This is a genomic window from Kutzneria sp. NPDC052558 (genome assembly GCF_044547355.1).
Classification (GTDB): domain Bacteria; phylum Actinomycetota; class Actinomycetes; order Mycobacteriales; family Pseudonocardiaceae; genus Kutzneria.
This window is the reverse complement of sequence record NZ_JBIUAG010000011.1, coordinates 232,177-256,530: the sequence shown is the minus strand read 5'-3', so window position 1 is coordinate 256,530 and position 24,354 is coordinate 232,177. Positions and strand designations below refer to the sequence as shown.

Genomic DNA, 24,354 nt, shown 5'->3' with positions numbered 1-24,354 from the left:
CGTGCCTGGCGTCAGCCGATCTGCGCGGCGAACACGTGCAGACGGGCGTTGCTGGGCAGGCTCACCGAGACCACCTGTTTGCCGGCCGTCAGGGGAATCGACGCGGCGTAGAGGCTGACCGGGTGATCGGCCGGCAATGTGCTGCCGGCCGGCCGGTTCCAGTGCGGTGAGGTCACGACCAGCGTGCAGCCGGGCACGGCGGCGTTGCTGTACCAGTCGGCGAGAGTGATGGTCCCGGTCGATGTGGTGCCGTCAGCGTAGGTGACCGTCACGGTTCCGGACTGTGTGCCGTTGGTTCCGGTGCCGAGGAACGACAGCGTGCCGCCGGCGCCGGAGAGCTGGACCAACTGCCCGGCAGTCGTGATGCTGTTCGGTTGCCCCACAGGCACATTCGGCCAGGTGAAGCCGCCGACGGTGGCGCCGGGGGTGACGCCGACGGCCGCCAGGGCCTGGGCCGAGTAGCTGTAGCCGGAGCCGTCGAGGTTGCCGACGGCCGGGTTGGCATCGTCGCTGACGCCGACATCGGTGTAGGCGGCGGCCAGATTCTGGTACGCCACCTGCACTGTCGCGATGCCGTCGCCTGGCGAAGTGCGGCCGGAGCCCTGGTATCGGGTGCCGCCCTTCAGGGTCGCCGCGCCGGCGGTGGCCCCGGTCGGCACGGTGACGGACCAGGTCGTGGTCACCGACTGTCCGGAGTGAACGACCCGGAACCGGGACGGCGACTCGGCGGTGGCCGTCCAGCCGGCCGGCACGGTCAGCGAGGTGACGGCGTCCCGGACGTCCTCGGTGGCCCCGTTGGTGAACGACGTGGTCACCGACAGGGTCGTGCCGCCGAGCGCGGAAGTCGGCGCGGTGACCTTGGTGTAGCGCGGGCCGGTGGTGCGGTCGACCCGGAAGCCGCCGGACAGCGGCAGGTTGCGCGACGAGTCTCCGATGTGGACGGTGTACTGGCCGGCGCCGAGCGTCCACGCCTGGGCGTCGGAGCTCCAGTACGAGGCGTCCTGGGCGGTGATGTCGAAGGTGACCCGCTTGGTCTGGTGCGGCTGGAGATCCACCTTCTGGAAGCCCTTGAGCTGGCGGGCCGGCTCGCCGGTCGAGGGCGGGTCGCCCAGGTACAGCTGCGCCACCTCGGCCCCGGCCCGGCTGCCGGTGTTGGTGACGTCGGCGCTGACCCGGATCTTGCCGTTCTCCCGCAGGGTGTTCCCGTCCACCTGGAGACGCGAGAACCGGAACGTGGTGTAGGACAGGCCGTAGCCGAACGGGTAGACCGGCGTTAGGTTCTTCGCGTCGTACCAGCGATAGCCGACGTCGAGACCCTCGGAGTACCGCACCTGCCCGTTCACGCCGGGCCACTGCGCGGCGGTCGAGGCCGGAACCTGGTCCAGCGAGGTCGGGAAGGTGACGGGCAGCTTGCCCGAGGGGTTCACGTCGCCGTAGAGCAGGCGGGCGATGGCGTTGCCCGACTCCTGGCCCGGATACCAGGCCTCGAACACGCCCTTCACCTTGTCCAGCCACGGCATCGCGACCGCGGAGCCGGTGTTGAGCACGACCACCGTGTCGGGGTTGACCGCGGCCACGGCGGCGATGAGCTGGTTCTGGGTGCCGGGCAGGTCGATGGTGGCCAGGTCGCTGCCCTCGGCCTCGTAGTCGTTGGCGTACACCACAGCCACGTCCGACTTGGCCGCCAGCGCGACGGCCTGGCCCTGGAGGTCCTGGTTCGGCACGCCCCAGCCGAGGTTCACCGTCGCGTCGCCGCCGGCCTGGTAGTAGTCGACCTCGATCTGCACGGGCGTGCCGGCGGTCAGGTCGAGCGTTGTGGTCTCGGTGTTGCTGGCCTGGTCCCGCCAGTTGTCGATGACCTGCTGGCCGTTGACGAACAGCCGGCTGCCGTCGTCGCTGGACAAGCCGAAGGTGTAGGCGCCGGTGGTCGGCGGCGTGAGCGTGCCGGTCCAGCGCACCGAATAGTTCGTTGTGGACAGTCCGGGCGCCGGCGACTTCCCGTTCCAGTTGAACGACACCGTCGGGTCGGTCCGGGTGGCGACCGGCGGGCCGGTCAGGGTCGTGTTGTTGAAGTACTCCCCGGTCAACCCGCCGCCGAAGTCGGCGGCGTCGATGGTCGGCAGCTGGCCGTTGGGGCTGAGATTGCCTTGCGCGTACTGGACATCGACGCTCGCGCCGGCGCGAGCCTTGATGCCGTCGAACGGTGTGACCGTGCCGCTGCCGGCGACCGCCGCGCTGCCGCCGCCACCGGTGACCGCGTGCTCGCCGGCCCCGTCGCCGATGACCGCGATCGAGCGGGTCTTCTTGGCGTCCAACGGAAGCAGGTTGTCCTGGTTCTTCAGCAGCACCGCGCCGTCCTCGGCGATCTTGCGGGCGGTGGCCACGTTGGCCGGTGTCGAGGCGATCGCGCCCGGGGTGTCCGGCGACGGGTGGTCGAACAGCCCGAACCGGAACTCCTCGCGCATGATGCGGGCGACCATGTCGTCGACCCGGGACTGCGGCACCTTTCCGTTCTGCACGGCGGTCTTCAGCGCCGCGCCGAAGTAGGTGTCGTCGGGCATCTCCATGTCCATGCCGGCGTTGGCCGAGGCGACGGTGCTGTGGGTGCCGCCCCAGTCGGAGGTGATGAAGCCGTCCAGGCCGAACTGGTTCTTCAGGATGTTGTTGAGATACGTGTTCTCACAGGCGAAAACGCCGTTGATCAGCGAGTAGGAGCACATCGCCGAGGACGGCCTGGCCTGCTCGATGATCGACCCGAAGGCGGCGGTGTAGATCTCGTGCACGGTCCGGTCGTCGATGACCGCGTTGTCGGCCACGGTGTTGCGGTTGGTCTCCTGGTTGTAGACGGCGTAGTGCTTGACCTGCGCCATCACCCCCTGGGACTGCACGCCCTCGATGTCGGCGGCGCCGATCTGGCCGGTGAGGTACGGATCCTCGCTGTAGCTCTCGAAGGCCCGGCCCCAGCGCGGGTCCCGGACGATGTTCACGGTCGGCCCCAGGTCGACGTCGACGCCCTTGGCCTTGTCCTCGGCCCCGATGACCTTGCCGTACTCGTGGGCCAGCGAGGAGTCGAAGGTGGCCGCGAGGTCGCTGGCCGCCGGCAGCTGGGTGGTGTCCGGCATGCGGACGCCAACCGGCCCGTCCTGCATCTTCAGCGCCGGGATGCACAGCCGGGCGTCGCCGGGAACGTAGCCGACGTAGGCGGATCCGGCCGCCCCGTGCACCATGGTGATCTTCTCGTCGAGGGTCATCTGCCCGAGCACCTGCGACACCTTGACGTCAATCGGCGCTCGCGAGCCCACCCAGGGGCATGCCGGGTTCGGGCCGCTGTCCGGCGCGGCGGCGGCCGCACCCGGGATGGCCGTGCCCAGAACGAGCGCCGTGCTGACGGCTAAGACTCTTCGGAGTTTCCGCATGAGGCCCCCTTGCCTGCCGCGACCAGTCAACACAGTCGTTCGTACGACGTGGTCAGGCCCATGACAAGACGGCGGGCTCGACTTGTCCGGAACCGGTCGCGGAACCGTTCCCGGAGGGACGTTGACGTACCCTGTTCGGCGCATCGGCGTTCACAGTCGCCGTTGGCGTGATTGCCCGTCTTGACCGATCCAAGGCCCTGGTCACTCTTGTCAGACTTCGGTGACACCTCCTAAAGTCTGTTGCCAGTTAGGAAAGTTTCTTAACTGTTTACCCGAAGTTCATCTGCGTCGTCCGCCGCCCGCCCCCGCCATGGCCCCTGAAGGAGCGCGACGTGCCGTCCACCCGCCTACGCCCGTTACCCGTCCTCGCCGCGGTGCTGCTCTTACCCGCCACCATCGTCGCGGCCGCCGCCAGCCCGTCGGCCGATGTGCTGCTCTCCCAAGGAAAACCGGTCGCCACCTCGACAGTGGAGAGTTCCTCGTACGCCGGTTCCAAGGCCGTCGACGGCAACACCACCGGCACCCGCTGGGCCAGCGTCGAGGGCGCCGACCCGCAGTGGCTGCGCGTCGATCTCGGCCAGGCCGCCACCGTGCACCGCGTCGTGATCACCTGGGAGGCCGCCTACGCCAAGCAGTACCGCATCGAGATGTCCGACGACGGCACGAACTTCACCACTGTCACCGCCGTCGACAGTGGCGACGGGAGGGCCGACGACCTCACCGGCCTGTCCGGCCACGGCCGGTACGTGCGCTTCGTCGGCCTGAGCCGGGCCACCAGCTACGGCTACTCCTTCTACGAGATGCAGGTCTTCGGGGTGGCCGACTCCGCCGGCGACACCCAGGCCCCCAGCACGCCGACCGGGCTGGTCGCCGGCGAGACCAGCGCCACCAGCGTCGCCCTGTCCTGGCAGGCCGCCACCGACAACGTCGCCGTCGCCGGCTACGACATCCTGCGCGACGGGAAAGTCGTGGCCAGCACCGAGGAACCGACCTACTCCGACATCGCCCTTGCGGCCAACACCTCGTACACGTACAGCGTGCGATCGCGGGACACCGCCGGCAACGTGTCACCGGTCAGCGCGCCGATCACCGTGCAGACCAAGACCGGCGGCAGCGGGGCTTTCGTGCTCGCGGCGGCCGGGGACATCGCCGAGCAGTGCACGGCCAGCGACTCCAACTGCGCGCACGTCAAGACGGCCAAGCTGGTCGACCAGATGAAGCCGTCGGCGGTGATCACCATGGGCGACAACCAGTACGACGACGCCCACCTGTCGGACTACAAGAACTACTACGACAAGACCTGGGGCAGGTTCAAGGGCATCACCCGGCCCGTGCCCGGCAACCACGACACCTACGACAGCCCGAAATACCACGGCTACGACACGTACTTCGGGTCCGCGGCCAAGCCGGACGGCCAGCGCTACTACAGCTGGGACATGGGCAACTGGCACTTCATCGCCCTGGACTCCACCGAGTACATGACGCACGACCTCGCGCCGGGGGCCGGCGGCGGCGACCAGACCGCGTGGTTGAAGCAGGATCTGGCCAAGAACACCAAGGGTTGCGTGGCCGCGTACTACCACCACCCGCGGTGGAGCTCCGGCGACCACGGCGACAACAAGGACAGCATCGACCTGTGGAACACGTTGGTGGACAACAAGGTCGACCTGGTGCTCAACGGCCATGACCACGACTACGAGCGGTTCATCCCGCAGAACGCCAGCGGCAAGTCCGACAAGAACGGCCCGGTCGAGATCGTCGGCGGCTCCGGCGGCGCCGACCTCTACCCGCTCAGCGCCAAGCACGCCACCACCGCCAAGCTGCTGAAGACCTACGGCGTGCTGAAGCTGTCGCTGACGGACTCCACGTTCCAGACGCAGCTGATCGGCGTGGACGGCAAGACGCTGGACAGCAGCCCGACCTACACCTGCCACTAGGAGCCGGCATGTACATCGCGACAAGCCGTGCCTCGGACCTGGCGGCCGGCACGGACGGGAAGCCGGCGCTGCGCCGGGTGGCCGCCAACGTGGTGGCGCTCGGCCTGGTCAGCCTGGTCACCGACGTGTCGTCGGAGATGGTCACCGCCGTGCTTCCGCTCTACCTGGTGCTGGGCCTGGGTTTGAACCCGTTGCAGTTCGGTTTGCTGGACGGGCTCTACGCCGGCGCGACCGCGGTCGTGCGGGTGCTCGGCGGGCATCTGGCCGACCGGTGGCATCGGCTCAAGGCGGTCGCCGGATTCGGGTACGGCTTGTCCGCGGTGTGCAAACTGGGGTTGATCGCCGCCGGATCGTCGGTGGCGGCGATCGGCGTCGTGCTGGCCGCCGACCGCACCGGCAAGGGAATCCGCACCGCGCCAAGGGATGCGCTGATCTCGCTGAGCAGCGAGCCGGGGACGCTCGGGCGGTCGTTCGGGGTGCACCGGGCCCTGGACACCGTCGGCGCGTTCCTCGGGCCGCTGGTCGCGATGGCCGTGCTGGCGCTGAGTTTCGGCGACTACCGCTCGGTGTTCTTCACCAGCTTCTGCGTCGCGGCGATCGCGGTGCTGCTGCTGGCGTTGTTCGTCCGCGACCGTCCGGGCGCGGTGGACCGGGCGGCGGTGTCGCTGCGGGCGGCGGCCGACCTGTTACGGGCCAAAGACTTCCGGCGGATCACGCTATGGGCAGCGCTGCTGGGTCTGGTGACGGTCGGCGACTCGTTCGTCTACCTTGTCCTGCAACGCCAGTGGGATGTGGCGGCGACGTATTTTCCTCTGCTGCCACTCGGAACCGCCGGGATCTACCTGCTGCTGGCCGTGCCGCTCGGCCGGCTGGCCGACCGGATCGGCCGGTGGCCGGTGTTCCTCGGCGGCCACGCCGCCCTGTGCGCGGCGCTGGTGCTGTTGTGCGGGCCTCAGGCCGGTTTTTGGCTTGCGGTGCTTGCCCTTGGCCTGCACGGGGTCTTCTACGCGGCTACCGACGGCGTGCTCATGGCTGCCGCCGGGCCGTTGGTGCCACGCGGCCTGCGGGCTACCGGCCTGGCTGTGGTCCAAACTGGACAGGCCGTGGCTCGCATGCTCTCCTCTGTCCTTTTCGGACTGGCGTGGACGCTCTGGGACCTGAAGCCCGCGGTGTTGGTCGCCGCGGGCTGCCTGGCCGCGGTCGCCCTCGCCGCCGCGGTTGTGAGGCCGGTGCGCCCGTGAAGAAAATCATCCTGGCCGTCGCCGGCACCGTGCTCCTGATCGCCGCGGCCGTCACGTACACGATCAGCGCCCGGCCCGACACCGCCGCCGCGCTACCGGCCGCCCAGCTCACCCTGGACCCGGGACAACTGTTGTACCGCAACGTGTCCACCGGCCGCATCGCCGCCGTCCCGTTGGCCGATCCCGGGGCGAAACCTCGGGTCAGCGGCCTGAAGTGCGATCGGTTCGCGGTGGCGGCGCGGACCGCGCTGTGCCTGGCCGTTCGTCCGGGCACGCTCCCGGTGCTGACCGACGTGATCGTCCTCGACGACCACCTCAACGTCCGCCACACCGAGACCCTGCCCGGCACGCCCAGCCGGGCCCGGGTCTCCCCCGACGGCAAACTCGTCTACTGGACGCTGTTCGTCACCGGAGACTCCTATGCGGCAACGGGTTTCTCCACGAGGGCCGGGATCTACGAGGTGACGACCGGCGCCCTGGTCAAGACCGTCGAGGAACTGGCCGTGTCCGTCGACGGCAGCCGGTACACCGCCTCGGACGTCAACTACTGGGGGCTCACCTTCGCCCCCGACGGCAACCGCTTCTACGTCACCCTCGGCAGCGGCGGCCAGACGTACCTGATCGAGGGCGACTACTCCCACTACAGCGGGAAAGCGTTGCGGGAGAACGTCGAATGCCCGTCGCTGTCCCCGGACGGCACCCGGGTGGCGTTCAAGAAGAAGATCGGCAACGGCGTGTGGCGGCTGTCGGTCCTCGACCTGGCCACGCTGCGCGAGACCGAGCTGGCCGAGACCCGAAGCGTCGACGACCAAGCCCTCTGGTCGGACGACCACAGCGTCCTCTATGGACTGGACAACGCGGTGTGGGCGGTCCCGGCCGACGGCTCCGGAACGCCCCGACGGCTGGCCGAGGACGCGTCCTCGCCCGCCGTGACGGGGTGAGATACCGGTGGTCCTCGGTCCGCCAACCGAGGGCCACCGGCATCGGCGCGCCAGTCGAGGACTCAAGCCCTACGGCGGGCCGCGAAATGGGCGGCGTCGATCAGCGATTCCCGGCCGGCGGAGACCATCGGGGCCTCGTACAGGGCCTCGACCGCCTGGGACACCAGGGAATCGATGGCGCACTCCAGCTCGTCCACGGCCCCGGTGCGGATCAGCAGCGACCGCATCGCAGCCAGATCCACCGGCTGGGCCAGCAGTGCGCGGTCCCGGCCGGTCGCGCGGGAGCGGGCGATGTCCAGCAGCCGCGTCGCCTTGTGGTGCACGATGTCGCCGCCGACCGGTTTCCCGGTCTCGGCTTCCTCGCCGAACACGTCCAGCAGGTCGTCGCGCAGCTGGAAAACCTGGCCCACGGCCCGGCCGTACACCTCCAGCGCCGCCTGGATCTCCCGGCCGTGCGGGGCCAGCGCCGCGCCGATCAGCAGCGGGCCCTCCACGGTGTAGCTGCCGGTCTTCAGCCGCGCGGTGCGGGCCGCGGTCTCGCTGTCGAACTCGCCGGTGGCGGTCGTCTCCAGGTCCAGGTACTGGCCGTGCATCAACCGCGTGGCCGACCGGTAGAAGGTGCGCAGCGCCGGCCTGGGCAGCGTGGTGGCCAGCTCCGTGCACAGCAGAAAGGCGAAGTCCCCCAACAGGATCGCCATGTTCTCGCCGTAGCGGTCGGGGCAGCCGCGCAGGCCAAGCGCCCGGTGCCGCTCGGCGAAGGTCACTTGCAGCGTCGGCAGGCCGCGGCGGGTCGGGGACTCGTCCATCACGTCGTCGTGCACCAGGGCGAAGGTGTGGAGCAGCTCCAGCACCGAGCCGGCGTCGATGGCCCGGTTGTCCTCGGGATCTCCCCCGCCGGCCACGAAGGCCCAGTGCACGAAGGCCGGCCGGATGCGTTTGCCCCCGGACAGCGCCATGCCCCGCAACTCGGCCAGGCCGTGCCGGCCGGGGCCCGTCTCCTCGGCGATGGCCCGATCGAACAGCTCGGCCAGCTGCCGGTCGGCCCGGCGGCGGACGCGGTCGAGGTCGGTGCGGAAACGGTCGAGCGTGCTGACCTGGTTCACCCTTGCCTCCACGACGTGCGGGACTGGTCGCACCGGCATCGCGTCCTGACCTGCTCAAGCCACCCCAGTGCTCGTGCGTGCCCCATGCTGGCCCACCCCCGACCCCGCATACGCCATCCAGACTGGGCAAACGCATAGTTCCCGCGAGCCGCGCCCAGCCGCACACCGAACGTAGTCTTCGCGCACACGCCTGAGACCTGCGTTCGGTCTGGGGGAGAGCGCGACTCGCCGGGGTGCGGGGGTGTGCTTAAGATCGCCGGCATGGCGAGTGCGCAGCCGCAGGCGGTGCTGACCCCGCTGACCGAGGCGGCCATCTTCCTGGTGGCCACGGTCGCCGACGGCGGCGAGGAGGCGGTCCGCGACCTGCTCTCCGACATCGCCGGCCTCACCCGGTCGGTGGGATTCCGGATCGCCGACGGCGGCCTGACCTGCGTGGTCGGCATCGGCTCGGACGCGTGGGACCGGCTCTACCCCGGCATCGGCCGCCCCGCCGGCCTGCACCCGTTCGTCGAGCTCGCCGGCGACCGGCACACCGCGCCGTCCACGCCCGGCGACCTGCTGTTCCACCTCCGGGCCATGCGCATGGACCTGTGCTTCGAGCTGGCCGAGCACCTGACCACCCGGCTCGCCGGGGCGATCACCGTGGTCGACGAGGTGCACGGCTTCAAGTACTGGGACCGCCGCGACCTGCTCGGCTTCGTCGACGGCACCGAGAACCCCACCGGTCCCGCGGCCGCCGCGGCGGTGACGATCAGTGACGAGGACCCGGACTTCGCCGGCGGGAGCTACGTGATCGTGCAGAAATACCTGCACGACATGACCTCCTGGAACGGACTGTCCACCGAGGAGCAGGAGCGGGTGATCGGCCGCACCAAGCTGACCGACCTGGAGCTGGCCGACGACGTGAAACCGGCCGACTCCCACGTCGCGCTGAACACCGTCACCGACTCCAGCGGCGAGGAACTCCAGATCCTGCGCGACAACATGCCGTTCGGGCGGGTCGGCAGCGCCGAGTACGGCACCTACTTCATCGGCTACGCCGCCGATCCCGGCGTCATCGAGCTGATGCTGCGCAACATGTTCATCGGCCGGCCCGAGGGCAACACCGACCGCGTGCTGGACTTCTCCACCGCGGTCACCGGCAGCCTGTTCTTCGTGCCCACGGCCGATTTCCTCGAGGACCCGCCGGTGGCCGAGGAAGTCGCCCCGGCCGAACCAGTCGTCGTCTCGCTCCGCGTCGGCAGCCTGAAGGGAACACCGTGAACAACCTGCACCGGGAGCTCGCGCCCGTCTCCGAGTCGGCCTGGGCCGACATCGAGGCCGAGGCGCGCCGCACGTTCACCCGGCACGTCGCCGGCCGCCGCGTCGTCGACCTGACCGGGCCGGCCGGCGAAACCCTGTCCGCCGTCGGCACCGGGCACCTGAGCGAGCTGGCGCCGGCGGCCGAGGGCGTGCGGCTGCGGCGGCGCGAGGTGCAGCCCATCGTGGAGATCCGGGTGCCGTTCACGGTCAGCCGGGCCGCCGTGGACGACGTCGAGCGCGGGGCCAAGGACGCCGACTGGGATCCGGTGAAGGAGGCGGCCAAGCGGATCGCCTTCGTCGAGGACCGGGCCATCTTCGAGGGCCTGTCCGGGGCGGGCATCGCCGGTGTCCGGGCCGCCACCACCAACGAGGCGCTGACCCTGCCGGCCGACGTCCGCGAGTACCCCAACGTCGTCGCGCAGGCGTTGAGCGCGCTGCGGCTGGCCGGCGTCGACGGGCCGTACAGCCTGCTGCTGTCGGCCGACGCCTACACCGCCGTCGAGGAGACCACCGACCACGGCTACCCGATCCGGGAGCACCTGTCGCGGGTGATCCACGGCGGCGACATCATCTGGGCCCCGGCCATCGACGGCGCGTTCCTGCTGTCCGTGCGGGGCGGCGACTACGAGCTGCACCTCGGGCAGGACCTGTCCATCGGGTACTCCTCGCACGACGCCTCCACCATCGAGCTGTACTTCCAGGAGTCGCTGACGTTCCAGGTGCACACCGGCGAGGCCGGGATCGCTCTGACGGTCTAAACGCCAGGAACGACCCTTTCACTGCGCCCAGCGCCTGGCGGTGGAGGGGCGCTCAGAGGCGGCCGGTGCGGTGCAGGTCGTCCACGATGGCGTGGACGACCGGGGCCGTCTCGGGCATCGCCGTGTACTCGGCGTAGGTGAAGTAGCCGCACTCCTCGATCTCCGAGCAGGCCGCCGGCTCGCCGTCGAACTCGCCCCGGTAGCAGGTGATCCGCACCTGGGCCCCGGGCGGCTGGTCGTGCGCGTCGCCCTCGAAGACGCCGTGCCGGCGCACGGTGTCCGGCCGCAGGGCGCAGCCGATCTCCTCGGCCACCTCGCGGGTCAGCGCGGCCAGGTCCGTCTCCCCCGGCTCGTACTTGCCGCCGGGCAGGTAGAAGGCCTTGCGGCCGTGGGAGCGGACCAGCAGCACCCGCTCGTCGCGGACATGCACCAGCGCCACGGTCCTGATCACAGCCGGCAGGCTACCTGGTGCCGAAGTTTCGCTTGATCGTTGCAAGCTTGCGTATTCCTATGGAGATATTGCTCTCGCCTGTCGTCCTGCCTACAGTTCGAGGTCCCTGCCCATCTCGTGCAATGACGGACGAGAGGACCACCCGTGACCATCTCCCGCCGGACGTTCCTAGGCTCCACCGCCGCGGTCACCGCACTGGCCGCCCTGCCCATCAGCACCAGCCAGGCCAGTGCCGCCAGCCCGGTCGGCGACGTCGTCGGCAAGATCACCGTCGGCTACCAGGGCTGGTACGCCTGCATCGGCGACGGCGCCCCGATCAACACCTGGTGGCACTGGAGCCAGGACGCCAGCCAGCCGCCGTCGACCACGAACAACAACAACATCAAGGCCTGGCCGGACATGCGCGAGTTCACCAAAGGCTACCCGACGGCCTACCCGAACCTCGGCAACGGCCAGCCGGCCACCCTGTTCTCCGAATACGACTCGCAGACCGTGGACACCCATTTCCTGTGGATGAGCCAGCACGGCTGCGACACGGCGGCCCTGCAACGCTTCAACCCCAACGGCAGCGAGGGCCCGACCCGCGACGCCGTCACCGCCAAGGTCCGCACCTCGGCCGAGGCCCACGGCGTGAAGTTCTACATCATGTACGACGCCACCGGCTGGACGTCCATGCAGTCGGAGATGAAAGCCGACTGGACCAGCAAGATGTCGGCCTACACCGCCTCGCCGATGTACGCGCGCCAGAACGGCAAGCCGGTGGTCGGCATCTGGGGCTTCGGCTTCAGCGACGGCAACCACCCCTGGGACGCCGGCACCTGCCTCGACGTGATCAACTGGTTCAAGGGCCAGGGCTGCTACGTCATGGGCGGCGTGCCCAGGGAATGGCGCGTCGGCGGGGCCGGCACCCGCACCGGCTTCATCGACACCTACCACGCCTTCAACATGATCTCCCCGTGGATGGTCGGCGCCATCGGCACCGCCGCCGAGTCCGACAACATCTACACCACCATCAACGTCGGCGACCAGGCCGACTGCAACGCCAACGGCATCGACTACCAGCCCTGCGTGCTGCCCGGCGACGTCTCCGGCCGGCAACGGGCCCACGGCGACTTCATGTGGCGGCAGTTCTACAACATGGTTCGCGTTGGGGCACAAGGCATCTACATCTCCATGTTCGACGAGTTCACCGAGGGCAACCACATCGCCAAGTCCGCGGAGTCCTCGGCGACGACGCCCGCCAACTCCGGCATGCTCGCGCTGGACGAGGACGGCACGCCGTGCTCGTCGGACTACTACCTGCGCCTGACCGCCGACGGCGGCCGCATGCTCAAGGGCCAGATCGCTTTGACGGCAACACGTCCGACCCCGCCGGTGGTCGGCGGCGGCGACACCCAGGCGCCGTCCGTCCCCAGCGGACTCCACGCCACCGCCCACACCGCCACTTCCGTCAGCCTGGCCTGGACCGCCGCCACCGACAACGTCGGCGTCACCGGCTATCGGGTGTTCGCCAACGGGAGCCAGGTGGGGACTTCGGCCGGGACTTCGTTCACTGCCAACGGTCTCACACCGTCCACCACCTACAGCTTCACCGTCACCGCTCAGGACGCCGCCGGCAACACCTCCCCGGCGTCGACCGCCGCCTCCGTCACCACCGACGCCGGCGGGAACACCAACCTGGCGTTGGGGCGTGCCACTGCGGAATCCAGCCACACCCAGTCCTACGGCTCCGGCAACGCCGTCGACGGCAACAGCGGCACGTACTGGGAGAGCGCCAACAACGCCTTCCCCCAGTGGCTCCAGGTCGACCTCGGCGCCTCGACCCCGGTGAGCCGGATCGTGCTCACCTTGCCGCCGCTGACCGCTTGGGGTGCTCGCACGCAGACCTTGAACGTGTCCGGATCGGTCGACGGGAGCACGTTCTCCACTGTGGTCGGTTCCGCCGGTTATCGGTTCGATCCGGCCACGGGCAACACCGTGACCATTCCGGTGCCGGCGGGAAGTCGGCGGTATCTGCGGTTGACGTTCACCGCGAACACGGGGTGGCCGGCGGGGCAGGTGTCGGAGTTCCAGGTGTACGCCTAGAAGTCCGCGGTCAGCCGTCCACCAGCCGTTGTCGGTGGGGCTGGTGGACGGCAGGCCGGGGTTTCGCTAGGCGAGCCAGACGGACTTGGCGTTGCAGAACTCCTTGATGCCTACGGCGGAGAGCTCGCGGCCGTGGCCGGAGTTCTTGACGCCGCCGAAGGGAAGATGGGGGTGGGAGGCGACCATGCCGTTGACGAAGACCATGCCGGCGTCGAGGTCGCGGACCAGACGCTCGCGTTCGGCGGGCTCGGAGGTCCAGGCGCTGGCGCCCAGGCCGAAGCTGGTGGCGTTGGCCAAGGTGACGGCGTCGTCGGCACTGTCCACTCGGTACAGGGCGGCCACCGGGCCGAAGACCTCCTCGTGGAAGAGGCGCATGGCGTCGGTGACGCCGGTGATCACGGTGGGCGGATACCACCAGCCGGGGCGGTCGGGGGCGTGGCCGCCGGTCAGGAGATGGGCGCCCTGGGCGACGGCGTCGTCGACCAGAGCGACCACGTCCTGACGGCCCTGCTCGGTGGCGAGAGGGCCGACGTCGGTGGAATCGCGCAGCGGATCGCCGACGGTGAGCTGGGACATGGCCTTCACGAAATGGTCGGCGAACTCGTCGAAGACCTCGGTGTGCACGATGAAGCGCTTGGCGGCGATGCAGCTCTGGCCGTTGTTCTGGCAGCGGGCGGTGGCGGCGACCTCGGCGGCGCGGGCCAGGTCGGCGCTGGGCATCACGATGAACGGATCGGAGCCGCCCAGCTCCAGGACGACCTTCTTGAGCTGGCGGCCGGCCTCGGCGGCCAGGGAACGGCCGGCGGCCTCGCTGCCGGTGAGGGTGGCGGCCTGCACACGGTCGTCGGCGACGATCCGGGCCACCCGGTCGGAGCCCACCAGCAGGGTCTGGAAAGCGCCGGCGGGGAAGCCGGCGCGGGCGAACAGATCCCCCAGGTAGAGCGCCGTCTGCGGGACGTTGGAGGCGTGCTTGAGCAGGCCGACGTTGCCGGCCATCAGCGCCGGGGCGGCGAACCGCACAACCTGCCACAGCGGGAAGTTCCACGGCATCACGGCCAGCACGACGCCCAGCGGCTGGTACCTGACGTACGCGTCGGTGGCCCCCATGGCCTCGGCGTCGGCCGGCACGTCCTGGAGGAACTCCTCGGCGTGCTCGGCGTAGAAGCGCATCGCGGCGGCGCACTTGGCCGCCTCGGCCTTGGCCGCGGCCAGGGTCTTGCCCATCTCCGTGGTCATGGTGCGGGCGATGTCGGCGGCCTCGGCGTCCAGCACATCGGCGGCGGCCCACAGCCAGGCGGCCCGCTGGGGGAACGTCGTCCCGGCGAGCTCCGCGAAGCCCGCACGGGCGTTCGCGATCCGGCGCTCGACCTCGGCGTCGGTGTGCGGCTCGAAGGAGCGTTGCGTCTGTCCCGTCGTGGGGTTCACCGTAGCGATGGCCATGCCTGCGGATGCCCGGGCGGCCGGCCGTCAAACGCCACACCTGGCGCATCCCGGCGATCTCGCTCACCATGGAACAGATCGTCGGCCCTGGTCAGGGGCCGGAAGGGGTGAGCGCCATGCGGGCGATGTGGAAGGGCACGGTGGCCTTCGGGCTGGTCGCCATCCCGATCAACCTGTACGCGGCGACCGAGAACAAGGGGGTCACGCTGCGGCAGGTGCACGAGAGCGACGGCGGCCGCATCCAGTACAAGCGCTTCTGCTCGGTCGAGGACGCCGAGGTGCCCTACGCCGAGATCGCCAAGGGCTACGAGCTCGACGACGGGCGCATGGTGGTGCTCACCGACGCCGAGCTGTCCAGCCTGCCGCTGCCCACCCAGAAGACCATCGACGTGCTCGAATTCGTGCCGCTGGCCGCGATCGACCCCCTCCTCTTCGACAAGGCCTACTACCTGGAGCCGCAGAAGTCCGCCGTCAAGCCCTACGTGCTGCTCCGCGACGCCCTGCACAAGTCCGGGCACGTGGCCATCGCCAAGGTGGCGCTGCGGCAACGGGAGGTGCTGGCGGTGCTGCGGGTGCACGCGGACGTGCTCACCATGTCCACCATGCTGTGGCCGGACGAGGTCCGCACCCCGGACTTCGCCTTCCTGCAACAGGATGCGCCCCAGGTGCGGGAGCAGGAGCTCACCATGGCCGGCCAGCTCATCGACTCCCTGTCCGAGCCGGTGTTCGAGCCCGACCGCTACCAGGACAGCTACCGCCAGGCCCTGGAGAACCTGATCGACGCCAAGATCGAGGGCGACGAGGTCGCCACCCCGCCCGGCGCCGAGCCCACCGCCGAGGTCGTGGACCTGATCAGCGCCCTCCAGGCCAGCGTCAAGGCGGCCGGCAAGCCCAAGACCGCCGCCCCCAAGGCCAGAAGCACCCGCAAGCCGGCGGCCGCGGAGGAGAAGAAGCCGGCGGAGAAGAAGGCACCCGCGAAGCGCCGCTCACCCCGCAGCGCCTGACCGCGCCGAGCGGGTCGAACGGATCGAGCGGATCGAGCAGGTCGAGGCAGGCCAAGCAGGTCGAGCAGGTCGAGCATGTCGAGGCGGGCCGAGCGGGCCGAGCGGGCCGAGCGGGCCGAGCGGGCCGAGGAAGATCATCGGCGCTGAGCTGCCCCCGAATCGAGGCTAGTCCGCGAACCTGGCAGTCCCGGGCGAGCGCAATCCCCGGGCGAGCGCAGCCCGGGCGAGCGCAGCCCGGCCGAGTGCAGTCCTGCGCGGGCTCGGTCCCGGGCGGGCTCCGTCGCGGGCGGGCTCCGTCGCGGGCGAGGGCAGCCCCCGGCAAGCGCAGCCCCGGGCGGGCTCGGTCCTGGGAGAGCGCAGTCCCGGGCGAGCTCGGCCGGGGGCCGGGGGCCGGGGGCCGGGCATGCCGATACGGCCGGGATCACCAATGGCCCAACCGACCAGCGTCCACCGGCCGCACAGCCTGGCGCTGCCAGGTTCGGCTGGTTGGATTGATTCGGGGGCTGCTCACTTCGGCCGGCCTCCATACACCCAGCCGTCCGACGCCCGCCGGCCTCCCCCTGGCGCGACACGCCGGGCGGTTGTGCGAGACTCTCCGGCCTCGCGGTGGTAGCAAGAGTCACCGGGAGTCAATCGCACGGAGGATGTAACGATGGAGTGCGGCAACTGCACTCGGGGTCTGGACCACTGCCACGGCACGCTGATCGTGCACACCACCGAGTTCACCGAGTGCACCGAGCCGATGTGCGAGGACCTGGACGAGGTCCGCCATCTGGCGATCGTGGACTGCAGCGCGGTGGACGGCGGCTGCGACTGCGTGTCGGTGCTGGACGAGCAGGTCGTGCACGACAACGTGGCCTAGGGGTCACATCCGGCGGTAGCGGGCGTCGCCGAAGCAGTAGAGGCCGAAGGCGGCGAAGCCGGCGGCGACGGCGGTGAGCAGCACGACGCCGAAGGGCTGGCCGGCGAGGGTGTGCAGTGCGGTGTCGAGCCCGCCGGTGCGCTGCGGGTCGGCGGTGACGGCGGCGATGGCGGTGAGCACGCCGATCACGCCGTAGGCGACGCCTTTGGCGACGTAGCCGACGACGCCGAGGAACTGGACGACGGGGCCGGCCGACACGAGGTCCTCCAGGAACTTCCGGGATACCCCGCGATAGGCCAGGACGCCGGCGGCGACGAGGATGACGGCGGCCACGGCGAGCACCAGGGCCGGCCCGGCCGGCAGCCCGAGCAGGGTTGCGGTGGCGTCCTGCTCCTGCTGGTCACCGGAGCTGCCGCCGCCGCCGACCACGAGCCCGATGGCGTACGCCGCGAGCCCCAGCACCACGACGCCGCGGCCGGCCACGCCGAGGCGGCGGCGTAACCGCTGCTTCTCGTCCGACATCCAGCGGTAGCCGACGAAGGCGGCCAGCAGTTGCCACACGCCGAACCCGGCCAGCAGCACGGCCAGGATCCACAGCAGCACGGCCCCGAACGGCTGCGCCGCGATGGCGGACACCGCGCCCTTCTGGTCGGCCTCTCCCCCGCCGCCGAACGCGGCCTGCGCCGCGAGCCAGGCGACCATCAGGTGCACCACTCCGTACCCACTCATGCCGAGCCGGCCGATGATCTGCACCGGCCGGCTCGTCTCGGCTTCCGCCGCCGCTCTGGTCATGCCCCGGGATTCCCGCGGCGGCGTCGGCTTATTCGGCGCGCTGATAGCTGTGCACGACAACACCTTCGGGCAGCATGAGGGTGTCGACGAGCTTGAGCGGCCGCCGCGGCACGGAGCGGAACAGCGGGAGCTGCCCGTCGCCGAGGATGACGGGGAAGAGCATGAACCGGTACTCGTCGATCAGGTCGTGCTGAGCCAGCAGGTTGAACACCTCGCCGCTGCCGGCCAGCAACAGATCGCCACCCTCGCCGTCGACCAGCTTGCGGATGCCGTCCACGCCGTCGACCAGCGCGGCGTTCCAGGTCAGCGAGGTCAGGGTCCGCGACAGCACGTGCTTGGGCATGGAGTTCATGCGCTCGCCGAACTCGCCGGTGTCGGTCATGGTCGGCCACGCCGCGGCGAAGCCCTCGTACGTGCGCCGGCCCAGCAGCATCGCCTCCGACTCCTGGAGCTCCCGCCACTTGAACGCCCCGGCCTCGTCCGAGAAGTACGGCATAGACCAGTGGCCCGGCTCGTCCATGAAGCCGTCCAGGCTGACGTACTCGGTCGCCACGATCCTGCGGGCCATCTCGGTTCCTCCTCGTTCGGCCTGTCCCTGCCTACGTGTCGATCGGCCCGCGGGCCGATCGACACACCAAGGATGTGACCCCGGTCACCCCGGCAGGATGCCTCGGACGAAGGCGGCCTGGCCGGCGTGCTGGATGTCGTCGTCGAGGACGCTGACCAGGCGGACGCCCAGCGTGACCGGCGGATCCCAGCGGCGGTCGACGACGCGGTCCAGGTCGGGGTCGGTGAGGGTGGCGAGGTAGGCGATGGTGCGGGCGTAGACGGCGTCGAAGTAGCCGGCGAGCAGGTCGCCGTCGGGGCGGACCTGGGCGACCTCGTCGGAGTTCTGGCCGTAGCCGATGGCGTCGTCGCTGAAGGGCAGGGCGAAGCGGCCGGCCCAGCCGTCCTCGGTCCACGTCTGGGGGACGCCGGCGACCTCGGACACGTGGTCGTCCTGCACGCGGGTGAGGTGCCAGACGAGCCAGCCGATGGAGTTGGCCTCGGGGGCGGCCCGCCAGGCCAGCTGTTCGACGGTGAGGCCGTCGATGGTCTCGTGCACGACGCCGTGCACCCGGCCGAAGCCGTCGGTGAGCAGCTCGGCGACGTTCACTGCGCCTCCCCATGAGCCGTGTAGACGGCGGCCATGTCGCTGGAGCCGTGCCCGGCCTCGGCGGCGGCGCCGTACTGCTGGCGCAGGGCGGTCATGAGCCGGTCGTCGGCGCCGGCGGCGCGCAGGGCAGCGGCGATGAGCCCGGCGTCCTTGACCGCGCCGTCGAGGCTGAACGAGGCCGGGAACTCGCCGGCGATCATGGCCCGGCCCTTGAGCTGCGCGTACGGGTTGTCCAGCCCGCCGCCGGAGATCAGGTCGAGGAACAGCTGCGGATCGAGCCCCTGGTTGCGGGTCAGGGCCAGGGCCTGCGCGGTGCCGGCGGTCAGCGACAGCACCCACGAGTTGGCGGCCAGCTTGAGCCGGTGCCCGTCGCCGATGCGCGGCCCCACCCACAGCGTGCGGGCGCCGATGGCGTCGAGGACGGGGTCGATGGCCGGCCGCAGCGCCGGGTCCCCGCCGACGAGCACGATCAGCTTGCCCTCCTCGGCCGGCTGCCGGGTGCCGAGCACGGGCGCGTCCACGAACGGCACATTGTGCTTGGCCGCCAACGAGGCAAGCGCTTCCACGCCGTCAAGGCCGACGGTGGCGCACTGCACCCACACCGCCCCGGGCTTGAGGGATCCGATCGCCTCGGACATCACCGCCTCGACCGATTCGGCGTCGAACAGCATCGTCACGACGACGTCGGCGCCGGCCACGGCGGCCACCGGATCGGCGGCGACGGTCGCGCCGTCGTCGGCCAGCGGCCGGGCCTTGTCCGCGCTGCGGTTCCACACCGTCACGGCCAAGCCGGCCCGCAGCAGGCTGCGGGCCATGCCGGCCCCCATCAGCCCGGTGCCGAGCAGGGTCACTGCCTTCGTCACGACCACGACTCCTTCTCCAGGTGAGCGGTACAGCTCTACCGCAGCGTCAGCGTCACCGGCAAGATCACTCAAGACCGTTGCAGGGCCGGGGCGGCGCCGTACGCGGCGCGAGCGTAGGCCCGGCAGGTGTCGGCGGCCACCCGTTCCCAGGAATACCGGGCACAGGCCCGATCCCGCCCTGCCGCGCCGAAAGCCTCACGCAGTGCGGAATCGGCCAACAGGTGACGAACCGCACGGGCCAGCTCGGCCGGCCGCAGCGGCGGCACGAGCAGCCCGGTCACCTCGCTGACGACGGTGTCGGACAGCCCGCCGACCGCGGCGGCGACCACCGGCACGCCGCAGGCCATGGCCTCCAGCGCGACGGTGCCGAAGGTGCTGCGGGCCGGCGTGCACACGACGATGTCGGCGGAGCGGTACAGGGCCGGCATGTCGTCGACCGGCCCGAGCAGGTGCAGCCGATCGGCCACGCCGTAGTGGCGGGCGCAGCGGATCAGCCGGTCGGCCTCGGGATTGTCGTCGACGGGCCCGCCGGCGATGACGAGCTCGGTGTCCCCGAGCGCGGCCAGCACGCTGATCGGCAGGTCGAACCGGTGGTGCGTGACAAGATCGCCGACGCCCAGCAGCCGATACCGGGCCCCTTTGCTCGCGCGAGGGCCCTCCGGCGTGAACAGCTGGTGGTCCACGCCATGCGGCACGACGGTGATCTGGCTGCGCGGCACCCCCAGCGCGGTGATCCGCCGGACCTGGCCGCCGCTGGCCGCCAGCACCCGGTCGATCCGCCGCCACACCAGCCGTTCCAGCCGCTGCACATCGGGATCGACGTTCGCGGTCGTCGGCACGGACAGCACCGTGGCGATCGGCTGCTCGCCGACAGCCAGCGCCGTCGCCATGCCCGACAGCCACGAGTGCGCGTGCACGACTTCGGGCGGGTCATCCCGCCAGGCCTCCCGGAGCCGGTCGACGAGGTCGGCGTCGACCTCGTCGTGACCGTGCACGACGACCTCATGCCCCAATGCGGCCAGTGCACCCGTCAACGCGGCGAGCGGCGGTGACGGCTGGCCGACCATAGCCACTCTCACCTGACCAGGCTTTCCGTTACGGTCCCGCCCAAAACCTGACTCGTCCTTTCGGGACGGGTGTGAACGGGTTCGGCCGGGGTAGTCTCCCGCCGGAAAAGCAGGGAGGCGACAGGGAACAATCATGACTAGCCCGAAACTCACGGTCGACGTGGCGCGCCGCGAACGTGCCGCCATCGTCGGCCTCACCGGTGAAATCGGGCTGCGCACGGTCGCCCGGCTGCGGTCCGCCGTGATGAAGTGCCTGGCCGACGAGCCCTCGGGAGTGGTGGTCGAATTGGATCGGACCACGGTGGCCTCGCCGCTCGCCCTGGGGGTGTTCGGCGCGCTGGCCCGCCGCGCGGCCGAGTGGCCAGGAGTGCTGGTGGTGCTGGCGGTCTCCGACACCGCGATACGGGAACTGTTGCGCCGCACCGCTTTGGACCGCGTGGTGCCGACCTTCGCTTCGGTGGCCGAGGCCGTGCGATCGCTGGGGGTGTTGCCGCCACGTCAACACGCCTCGGTGGATCTGCCCGACGACGCCGGCAGCGCCGCGCTGGCCCGCCACTTCGTCACCGACACGTGCATCGACTGGGGCGTGGGCGATTCGGCCGATGACGCGTGCATCATCGCCTCCGAACTGGTGGAGAACGCCGTGCTGCACGGGCGTTCTCGCGCGCAACTACGCCTGGAGCTGCGCCGCGGAGTACTCACCATCGCCGTCCGTGACGACGATCCCGGGCGGCCGCGGCACCTCACCGTCGGGACGGCGCCTACCGGCGGCCGCGGCGTGTTCATGGTGGACGCCATCGCCCGGGCCTGGGGTTATGCGCCGACCTGGAGCGGCGGCAAGGTGGTCTGGGCGATGCTGGCCACCACTGCTTGCGTCGACAATCACCCGTAAGGGTGGAATGGACCGGCGCTCCCCGGTCCAATTCGGACGGTGGTGCGACGCTGGTGATCCCCGCGGAGGAGGTCGCCCATGCGAATCGGCCGCATCCTGTCCCTGGCCACGCTGCTGGTGGTGACGGTGGCGGTCCCAGTCGTCCGGGCCGGCGCCGACCAGGTCCCGCCCAGTGTCGCCGCGCCGCTGCCGGCGGACCCCACCACGACCGCCACCACCGCCCCGGCGCCGACCGACCCCGCGCCGCCGACGACGGCCTCCCCGGGCCCCGCGCCCGAGCCGACCGCAACCCCGTCGCCCACGGTGAGTCCCGGCCCGCCGGCCCCGGTCGCCGGCGGCTCCAACTACGACTTCTACTACCTCAACGGCTGCTATCGCGAGCCGTACAACGTCATCAGCGGCTTCTCCAAGGCGCCGGACCTGATCTCCTACCAGCTGGGCCGGATGCGGTCGGCCGGCCAGGACCGGCTGACCATCGGCGTGTTCCACGCCCACGGCGCGGCCCCCTCCGGCGCGGTGATGGACTCCACCGGCGGCACGCTGTCCGAGTCCGACCTGACCAACCTCGGCGGCCTGCTCAAAGCGGTGAAGGCGGCCGGCTTCGCCGAGGTGACGGTGGCCTTCAACCCCATCTTCGCCAACAGCCCCAGCGGGTGGCGCAGCTGGCAGCAGAGCCTGTACGAGGAGAACTGGCAACTCGTGCAGAAAGTGCACGACGTCGTGACGGCGGCCAACCTGCCGTACCGTATCGACCTGGGCAACGAGCTGACCCCGTCCACCGGCCAGAGCCTGGTGGTGCGCTACGACCAGCAGCTGTGGCAGGCCTACACCGCCAAGTACGGCCGCGACGACACCGTGGGATTCTCGGTCAACAGCAACGATCCCGGCCAGATCCCCAACGTCGCCAAGGTCTACGGCGACAATCCGCCGCCGGTGTTCGACATCCACATCTACGGCGACGAGTACAACCAGTTCGTCGGCGACGACCAGCAGCTGCGCCGGCAGGGCTACGGCGCCCAGCCGGTGATCATCGGCGAGTCGTACTACAACGACCCGGCCGCCGCCGGCGGCTTCGCCCGGGGCAGCAAGGACAGCGGCCGCCGCATCCTCTACCTGACCCAGTGGCCCAAGACCCGGGCCAACGCCCCGCAGTGCGACCAGGTCGACGTGGCCCCGCCGCTGGACTTCAGCGCCTATCGCGACGCCGGTTTCTGAGGCTTCGTATAGTCGTGACCGTGCCCAACCGTCTCGGCGACTACCTGCGAGCCCGGCGGGAGCAGATCCGCCCGGCCGACGTCGGCCTGCCCGCGGGCGGCGGCCGGCGGCGGGTGCAGGGGCTGCGCCGGGAGGAGCTGGCCCTGCTGGCCGGCATCAGCAGCGACTACTACATGCGGCTGGAGCAGGGCCGCGACCAGCGCCCGTCCGGGCAGGTCCTGGACGCACTGGCCACGGTGCTGCGGCTGGACGCCGAGGCCACCGCCTACCTGCACGAACTGGCCCGGCCGGTGGCCCCGAGACGGACCGAGCAGGTGCCGGCGAGCATCCTCCAGCTGGTCGACAGCTGGCCGGCGACCCCGGCCTACGTGGTCGACCGGCTGACCACCGTGGTCGCCGCCAACCGGGCCGTCGCCGTGCTGTCTCCGGCCTACACGGTCGGCGTGAACCTGCTGCGGAGCGTTTTCCTGGACCCGGTCGAGCGGGAGCTGCGGCCGGACTGGGACGACACCGTGGCCGAGGGCGTGGCCATCCTCCGGGGCGAGTTCGGGGCCGATCTGGACCACCCGGACCTGGTGGAACTGGTGGCCTGCCTGTCAGAGCGCAGCGAGCGGTTCCGGCAGCTGTGGGCCCGGCACGACGTCAAGTCCCGCGCCGGCCACACGATCCGGTTCGCGCACCCGGTCGCCGGCCCGTTGGAGCTGCACAGCGAGAAGCTGCCGATCGGCGGCACCGCGCTGACCCTGGTGGTGTTCCACGCCGAGGCCGGCTCACCCAGCGCCGAGGCGCTGGCCAGGCTCACCCAGTCGTTGCCGGCACAGGCCTAGCCGGCTTGTGCCGCAGGGCCGGCCGCTCCACGAACCGCCAGCTCACAGCGGCCAGCGCCAGCACGATCACCGCCGTCAGGGCCGCATTCGCCGCGGACGGCAGCCCGGACAGCAGCTGCTGCACGGGGAACGCCAGCAGATACGTGCCGTACGACAGGTCGTAGCCGCCGGTCGGGCGCTGAATCGCCGCCGGGGCGCGGAAGGCGATCGTGTACGTGAGCGCGGCGATGAACAGAATCGCCCCGACCGGGGCCGCCGGCGTGACCCACAGCGCCGCCCAGACCAGGGCCGTCACCGGCAGCGTCCACCAGGGCGGCGGCTGGGCGCCGACGAACTCCCGGTACGCCATGCCCACGCCGAAGAACGCGATCGGCACCGCCGCCTGGTAGTCGAGCAGCCCCGGCAGCAGCACGCCGTGATAGCCGGACACCTCGACACCCGCGGCCACCAGCATCAGCGCGGCCGCGACCGTGGCCAGGATCCAGCGGCAGCGCAGGAAGCCCAGCAGGCCCAGCGCCGCGACGCCGACGTAACAGAGCACCTCGACCCGGATCGTCCACAGCGAGCCGTCGACCGCGACCGGATACGGGTTGCCGGCGAACACCCCGGGCAGGTCGAACTGGACGTGGAAGATCGACAGATTGCCGAGCAGGAAGCGCCAGGCGCCGCCGCTGAGCAGGTACTCCCCCACCGGCAACGTCGTCACCAGCGGCCCCAACAGGAACGTCAGCACCAGCACCACCAGCGCGTACGCCGGGTAGATGCGCAGCGCCCGCCGCGCGGCGAACCGCTTCAGCGACGGGTCGCTCAGCCAGCTCGACGACACCAGATAGCCGCTGAGCAGGAAGAACACCCCGACGCCGAGGTCGCCGGCGTTGGTGCCGGACAGGAACGTCAGCGGATCCTCGTGGCCGGTCAGGACCCAGGAGTGGCCGACCACCACCAGCAGGGCCGCGCCCAGGCGCAGCAGGTCGAAGGCATTGCCCCGGTGGCTGTTCACCG

General features: G+C 70.8%; 21 protein-coding genes. 11 read left to right on the top strand and 10 right to left on the bottom strand.

Going from position 1 to position 24,354, the window contains the following annotated elements:
- Positions 1–11 precede the first annotated feature (11 nt).
- Positions 12–3,416 carry a glycoside hydrolase family 3 C-terminal domain-containing protein gene (locus ACIG5F_RS21640; RefSeq protein WP_396520036.1) on the bottom strand — a complete coding sequence of 1,135 codons (3,405 nt, stop codon included), beginning with the start codon at positions 3,414–3,416 and terminating at the stop codon, positions 12–14.
- Between the two features lie 332 nt (positions 3,417–3,748).
- Here ACIG5F_RS21640 and ACIG5F_RS21635 point away from each other — a divergent pair, with 332 nt between their 5' ends.
- Genes ACIG5F_RS21635 through ACIG5F_RS21625 form a run of 3 tightly spaced genes read left to right on the top strand, consistent with a single transcriptional unit; the run spans position 3,749 to position 7,535 of the window.
- On the top strand, positions 3,749–5,353 hold the full coding sequence (locus tag ACIG5F_RS21635) for a discoidin domain-containing protein (protein WP_396520034.1): 1,605 nt from the start codon (positions 3,749–3,751) through the stop codon (positions 5,351–5,353).
- Positions 5,354–5,361: 8 nt separating this feature from the next.
- Positions 5,362–6,594 (top strand): MFS transporter, encoded by a 1,233-nt coding sequence (locus ACIG5F_RS21630; protein WP_396520032.1) that lies wholly within the window; start codon positions 5,362–5,364, stop codon positions 6,592–6,594.
- Positions 6,591–7,535: a hypothetical protein gene (locus ACIG5F_RS21625; protein WP_396520030.1), complete on the top strand. Its 945-nt coding sequence runs from the start codon at positions 6,591–6,593 to the stop codon at positions 7,533–7,535. The genes ACIG5F_RS21630 and ACIG5F_RS21625 overlap by 4 nt, the downstream gene beginning before the upstream one ends.
- 62 nt (positions 7,536–7,597) lie before the next feature.
- On the opposite strand, the gene ACIG5F_RS21620 is transcribed toward ACIG5F_RS21625, so the two are convergent.
- On the bottom strand, positions 7,598–8,638 hold the full coding sequence (locus ACIG5F_RS21620; RefSeq protein WP_396520028.1) for a polyprenyl synthetase family protein: 1,041 nt from the start codon (positions 8,636–8,638) through the stop codon (positions 7,598–7,600).
- A 261-nt stretch (positions 8,639–8,899) separates the two neighbouring features.
- On the opposite strand from ACIG5F_RS21620, the gene ACIG5F_RS21615 reads away from it, so the two are divergent.
- Complete coding sequence (locus ACIG5F_RS21615) at positions 8,900–9,901, top strand: Dyp-type peroxidase (protein WP_396520026.1); 1,002 nt, start codon at positions 8,900–8,902, stop codon at positions 9,899–9,901.
- Positions 9,898–10,698, top strand: a complete 801-nt coding sequence (locus ACIG5F_RS21610; RefSeq protein WP_396520024.1) for a family 1 encapsulin nanocompartment shell protein — start codon at positions 9,898–9,900, stop codon at positions 10,696–10,698. The genes ACIG5F_RS21615 and ACIG5F_RS21610 overlap by 4 nt, the downstream gene beginning before the upstream one ends.
- Positions 10,699–10,750: 52 nt before the next feature.
- Here the strand turns inward: ACIG5F_RS21610 and ACIG5F_RS21605 are convergent, their stop codons facing one another.
- The gene (locus ACIG5F_RS21605; RefSeq protein WP_396520023.1) at positions 10,751–11,149 is read right to left on the bottom strand and encodes an NUDIX domain-containing protein; all 399 of its coding nucleotides are present in this window, start codon (positions 11,147–11,149) and stop codon (positions 10,751–10,753) included.
- Positions 11,150–11,293: 144 nt separating this feature from the next.
- Here ACIG5F_RS21605 and ACIG5F_RS21600 point away from each other — a divergent pair, with 144 nt between their 5' ends.
- A complete protein-coding gene (locus ACIG5F_RS21600; RefSeq protein WP_396520022.1) occupies positions 11,294–13,234 on the top strand; it encodes a Bbp16 family capsid cement protein in 1,941 nt (646 codons plus the stop codon).
- Positions 13,235–13,300: 66 nt separating this feature from the next.
- On the opposite strand, the gene ACIG5F_RS21595 is transcribed toward ACIG5F_RS21600, so the two are convergent.
- Positions 13,301–14,674, bottom strand: coding sequence for an NADP-dependent succinic semialdehyde dehydrogenase (locus tag ACIG5F_RS21595; RefSeq protein ID WP_396520021.1), 1,374 nt, complete (start codon positions 14,672–14,674; stop codon positions 13,301–13,303).
- A gap of 116 nt (positions 14,675–14,790) precedes the next feature.
- Between ACIG5F_RS21595 and ACIG5F_RS21590 the strand changes: the two genes are divergently transcribed.
- Complete coding sequence (locus tag ACIG5F_RS21590) at positions 14,791–15,678, top strand: Ku protein (RefSeq protein WP_396520167.1); 888 nt, start codon at positions 14,791–14,793, stop codon at positions 15,676–15,678.
- A 652-nt stretch (positions 15,679–16,330) separates the two neighbouring features.
- Positions 16,331–16,540: a hypothetical protein gene (locus ACIG5F_RS21585; protein WP_396520019.1), complete on the top strand. Its 210-nt coding sequence runs from the start codon at positions 16,331–16,333 to the stop codon at positions 16,538–16,540.
- 3 nt (positions 16,541–16,543) lie between these two features.
- On the opposite strand, the gene ACIG5F_RS21580 is transcribed toward ACIG5F_RS21585, so the two are convergent.
- The 5 genes from ACIG5F_RS21580 to ACIG5F_RS21560 form a co-directional block, all read right to left on the bottom strand.
- Positions 16,544–17,332, bottom strand: a complete 789-nt coding sequence (locus tag ACIG5F_RS21580) for a DUF1206 domain-containing protein (protein ID WP_396520017.1) — start codon at positions 17,330–17,332, stop codon at positions 16,544–16,546.
- A gap of 28 nt (positions 17,333–17,360) precedes the next feature.
- Positions 17,361–17,900, bottom strand: coding sequence for a dihydrofolate reductase family protein (locus tag ACIG5F_RS21575; RefSeq protein ID WP_396520015.1), 540 nt, complete (start codon positions 17,898–17,900; stop codon positions 17,361–17,363).
- 84 nt (positions 17,901–17,984) lie between these two features.
- Positions 17,985–18,488 carry a DUF664 domain-containing protein gene (locus ACIG5F_RS21570; protein WP_396520013.1) on the bottom strand — a complete coding sequence of 168 codons (504 nt, stop codon included), beginning with the start codon at positions 18,486–18,488 and terminating at the stop codon, positions 17,985–17,987.
- Entirely contained in the window at positions 18,485–19,351 is an 867-nt protein-coding gene (locus ACIG5F_RS21565) for an NAD(P)-dependent oxidoreductase (RefSeq protein ID WP_396520011.1), read from the bottom strand. The genes ACIG5F_RS21570 and ACIG5F_RS21565 overlap by 4 nt, the downstream gene beginning before the upstream one ends.
- Before the next feature lie 68 nt (positions 19,352–19,419).
- Positions 19,420–20,430: a glycosyltransferase gene (locus tag ACIG5F_RS21560; protein ID WP_396520009.1), complete on the bottom strand. Its 1,011-nt coding sequence runs from the start codon at positions 20,428–20,430 to the stop codon at positions 19,420–19,422.
- A gap of 121 nt (positions 20,431–20,551) precedes the next feature.
- On the opposite strand from ACIG5F_RS21560, the gene ACIG5F_RS21555 reads away from it, so the two are divergent.
- From ACIG5F_RS21555 to ACIG5F_RS21545, 3 genes are all read left to right on the top strand, one after another.
- Positions 20,552–21,310, top strand: coding sequence for an STAS domain-containing protein (locus ACIG5F_RS21555; RefSeq protein WP_396520007.1), 759 nt, complete (start codon positions 20,552–20,554; stop codon positions 21,308–21,310).
- Positions 21,311–21,388: 78 nt separating this feature from the next.
- Positions 21,389–22,525 carry a hypothetical protein gene (locus tag ACIG5F_RS21550; RefSeq protein ID WP_396520005.1) on the top strand — a complete coding sequence of 379 codons (1,137 nt, stop codon included), beginning with the start codon at positions 21,389–21,391 and terminating at the stop codon, positions 22,523–22,525.
- A 20-nt stretch (positions 22,526–22,545) separates the two neighbouring features.
- Positions 22,546–23,352, top strand: a complete 807-nt coding sequence (locus tag ACIG5F_RS21545) for a helix-turn-helix domain-containing protein (RefSeq protein ID WP_396520003.1) — start codon at positions 22,546–22,548, stop codon at positions 23,350–23,352.
- On the opposite strand, the gene ACIG5F_RS21540 is transcribed toward ACIG5F_RS21545, so the two are convergent.
- Positions 23,324–24,352 (bottom strand): acyltransferase family protein, encoded by a 1,029-nt coding sequence (locus ACIG5F_RS21540; protein ID WP_396520001.1) that lies wholly within the window; start codon positions 24,350–24,352, stop codon positions 23,324–23,326. The two genes, ACIG5F_RS21545 and ACIG5F_RS21540, sit on opposite strands and share 29 nt — an antisense overlap.
- Positions 24,353–24,354: the final 2 nt, after the last annotated feature.

Coding starts and splice junctions, on each gene's coding strand:
- ACIG5F_RS21640 (WP_396520036.1), bottom strand. CDS start 3,416: ATGCGGAAACTCCGAAGAGTCTTAGCCGTCAGCACGGCGCTCGTTCTG.
- ACIG5F_RS21630 (WP_396520032.1), top strand. CDS start 5,362: ATGTACATCGCGACAAGCCGTGCCTCGGACCTGGCGGCCGGCACGGAC.
- ACIG5F_RS21615 (WP_396520026.1), top strand. CDS start 8,900: ATGGCGAGTGCGCAGCCGCAGGCGGTGCTGACCCCGCTGACCGAGGCG.
- ACIG5F_RS21595 (WP_396520021.1), bottom strand. CDS start 14,674: ATGGCCATCGCTACGGTGAACCCCACGACGGGACAGACGCAACGCTCC.
- ACIG5F_RS21590 (WP_396520167.1), top strand. CDS start 14,791: ATGCGGGCGATGTGGAAGGGCACGGTGGCCTTCGGGCTGGTCGCCATC.
- ACIG5F_RS21585 (WP_396520019.1), top strand. CDS start 16,331: ATGGAGTGCGGCAACTGCACTCGGGGTCTGGACCACTGCCACGGCACG.
- ACIG5F_RS21580 (WP_396520017.1), bottom strand. CDS start 17,332: ATGACCAGAGCGGCGGCGGAAGCCGAGACGAGCCGGCCGGTGCAGATC.
- ACIG5F_RS21575 (WP_396520015.1), bottom strand. CDS start 17,900: ATGGCCCGCAGGATCGTGGCGACCGAGTACGTCAGCCTGGACGGCTTC.
- ACIG5F_RS21555 (WP_396520007.1), top strand. CDS start 20,552: ATGACTAGCCCGAAACTCACGGTCGACGTGGCGCGCCGCGAACGTGCC.
- ACIG5F_RS21550 (WP_396520005.1), top strand. CDS start 21,389: ATGCGAATCGGCCGCATCCTGTCCCTGGCCACGCTGCTGGTGGTGACG.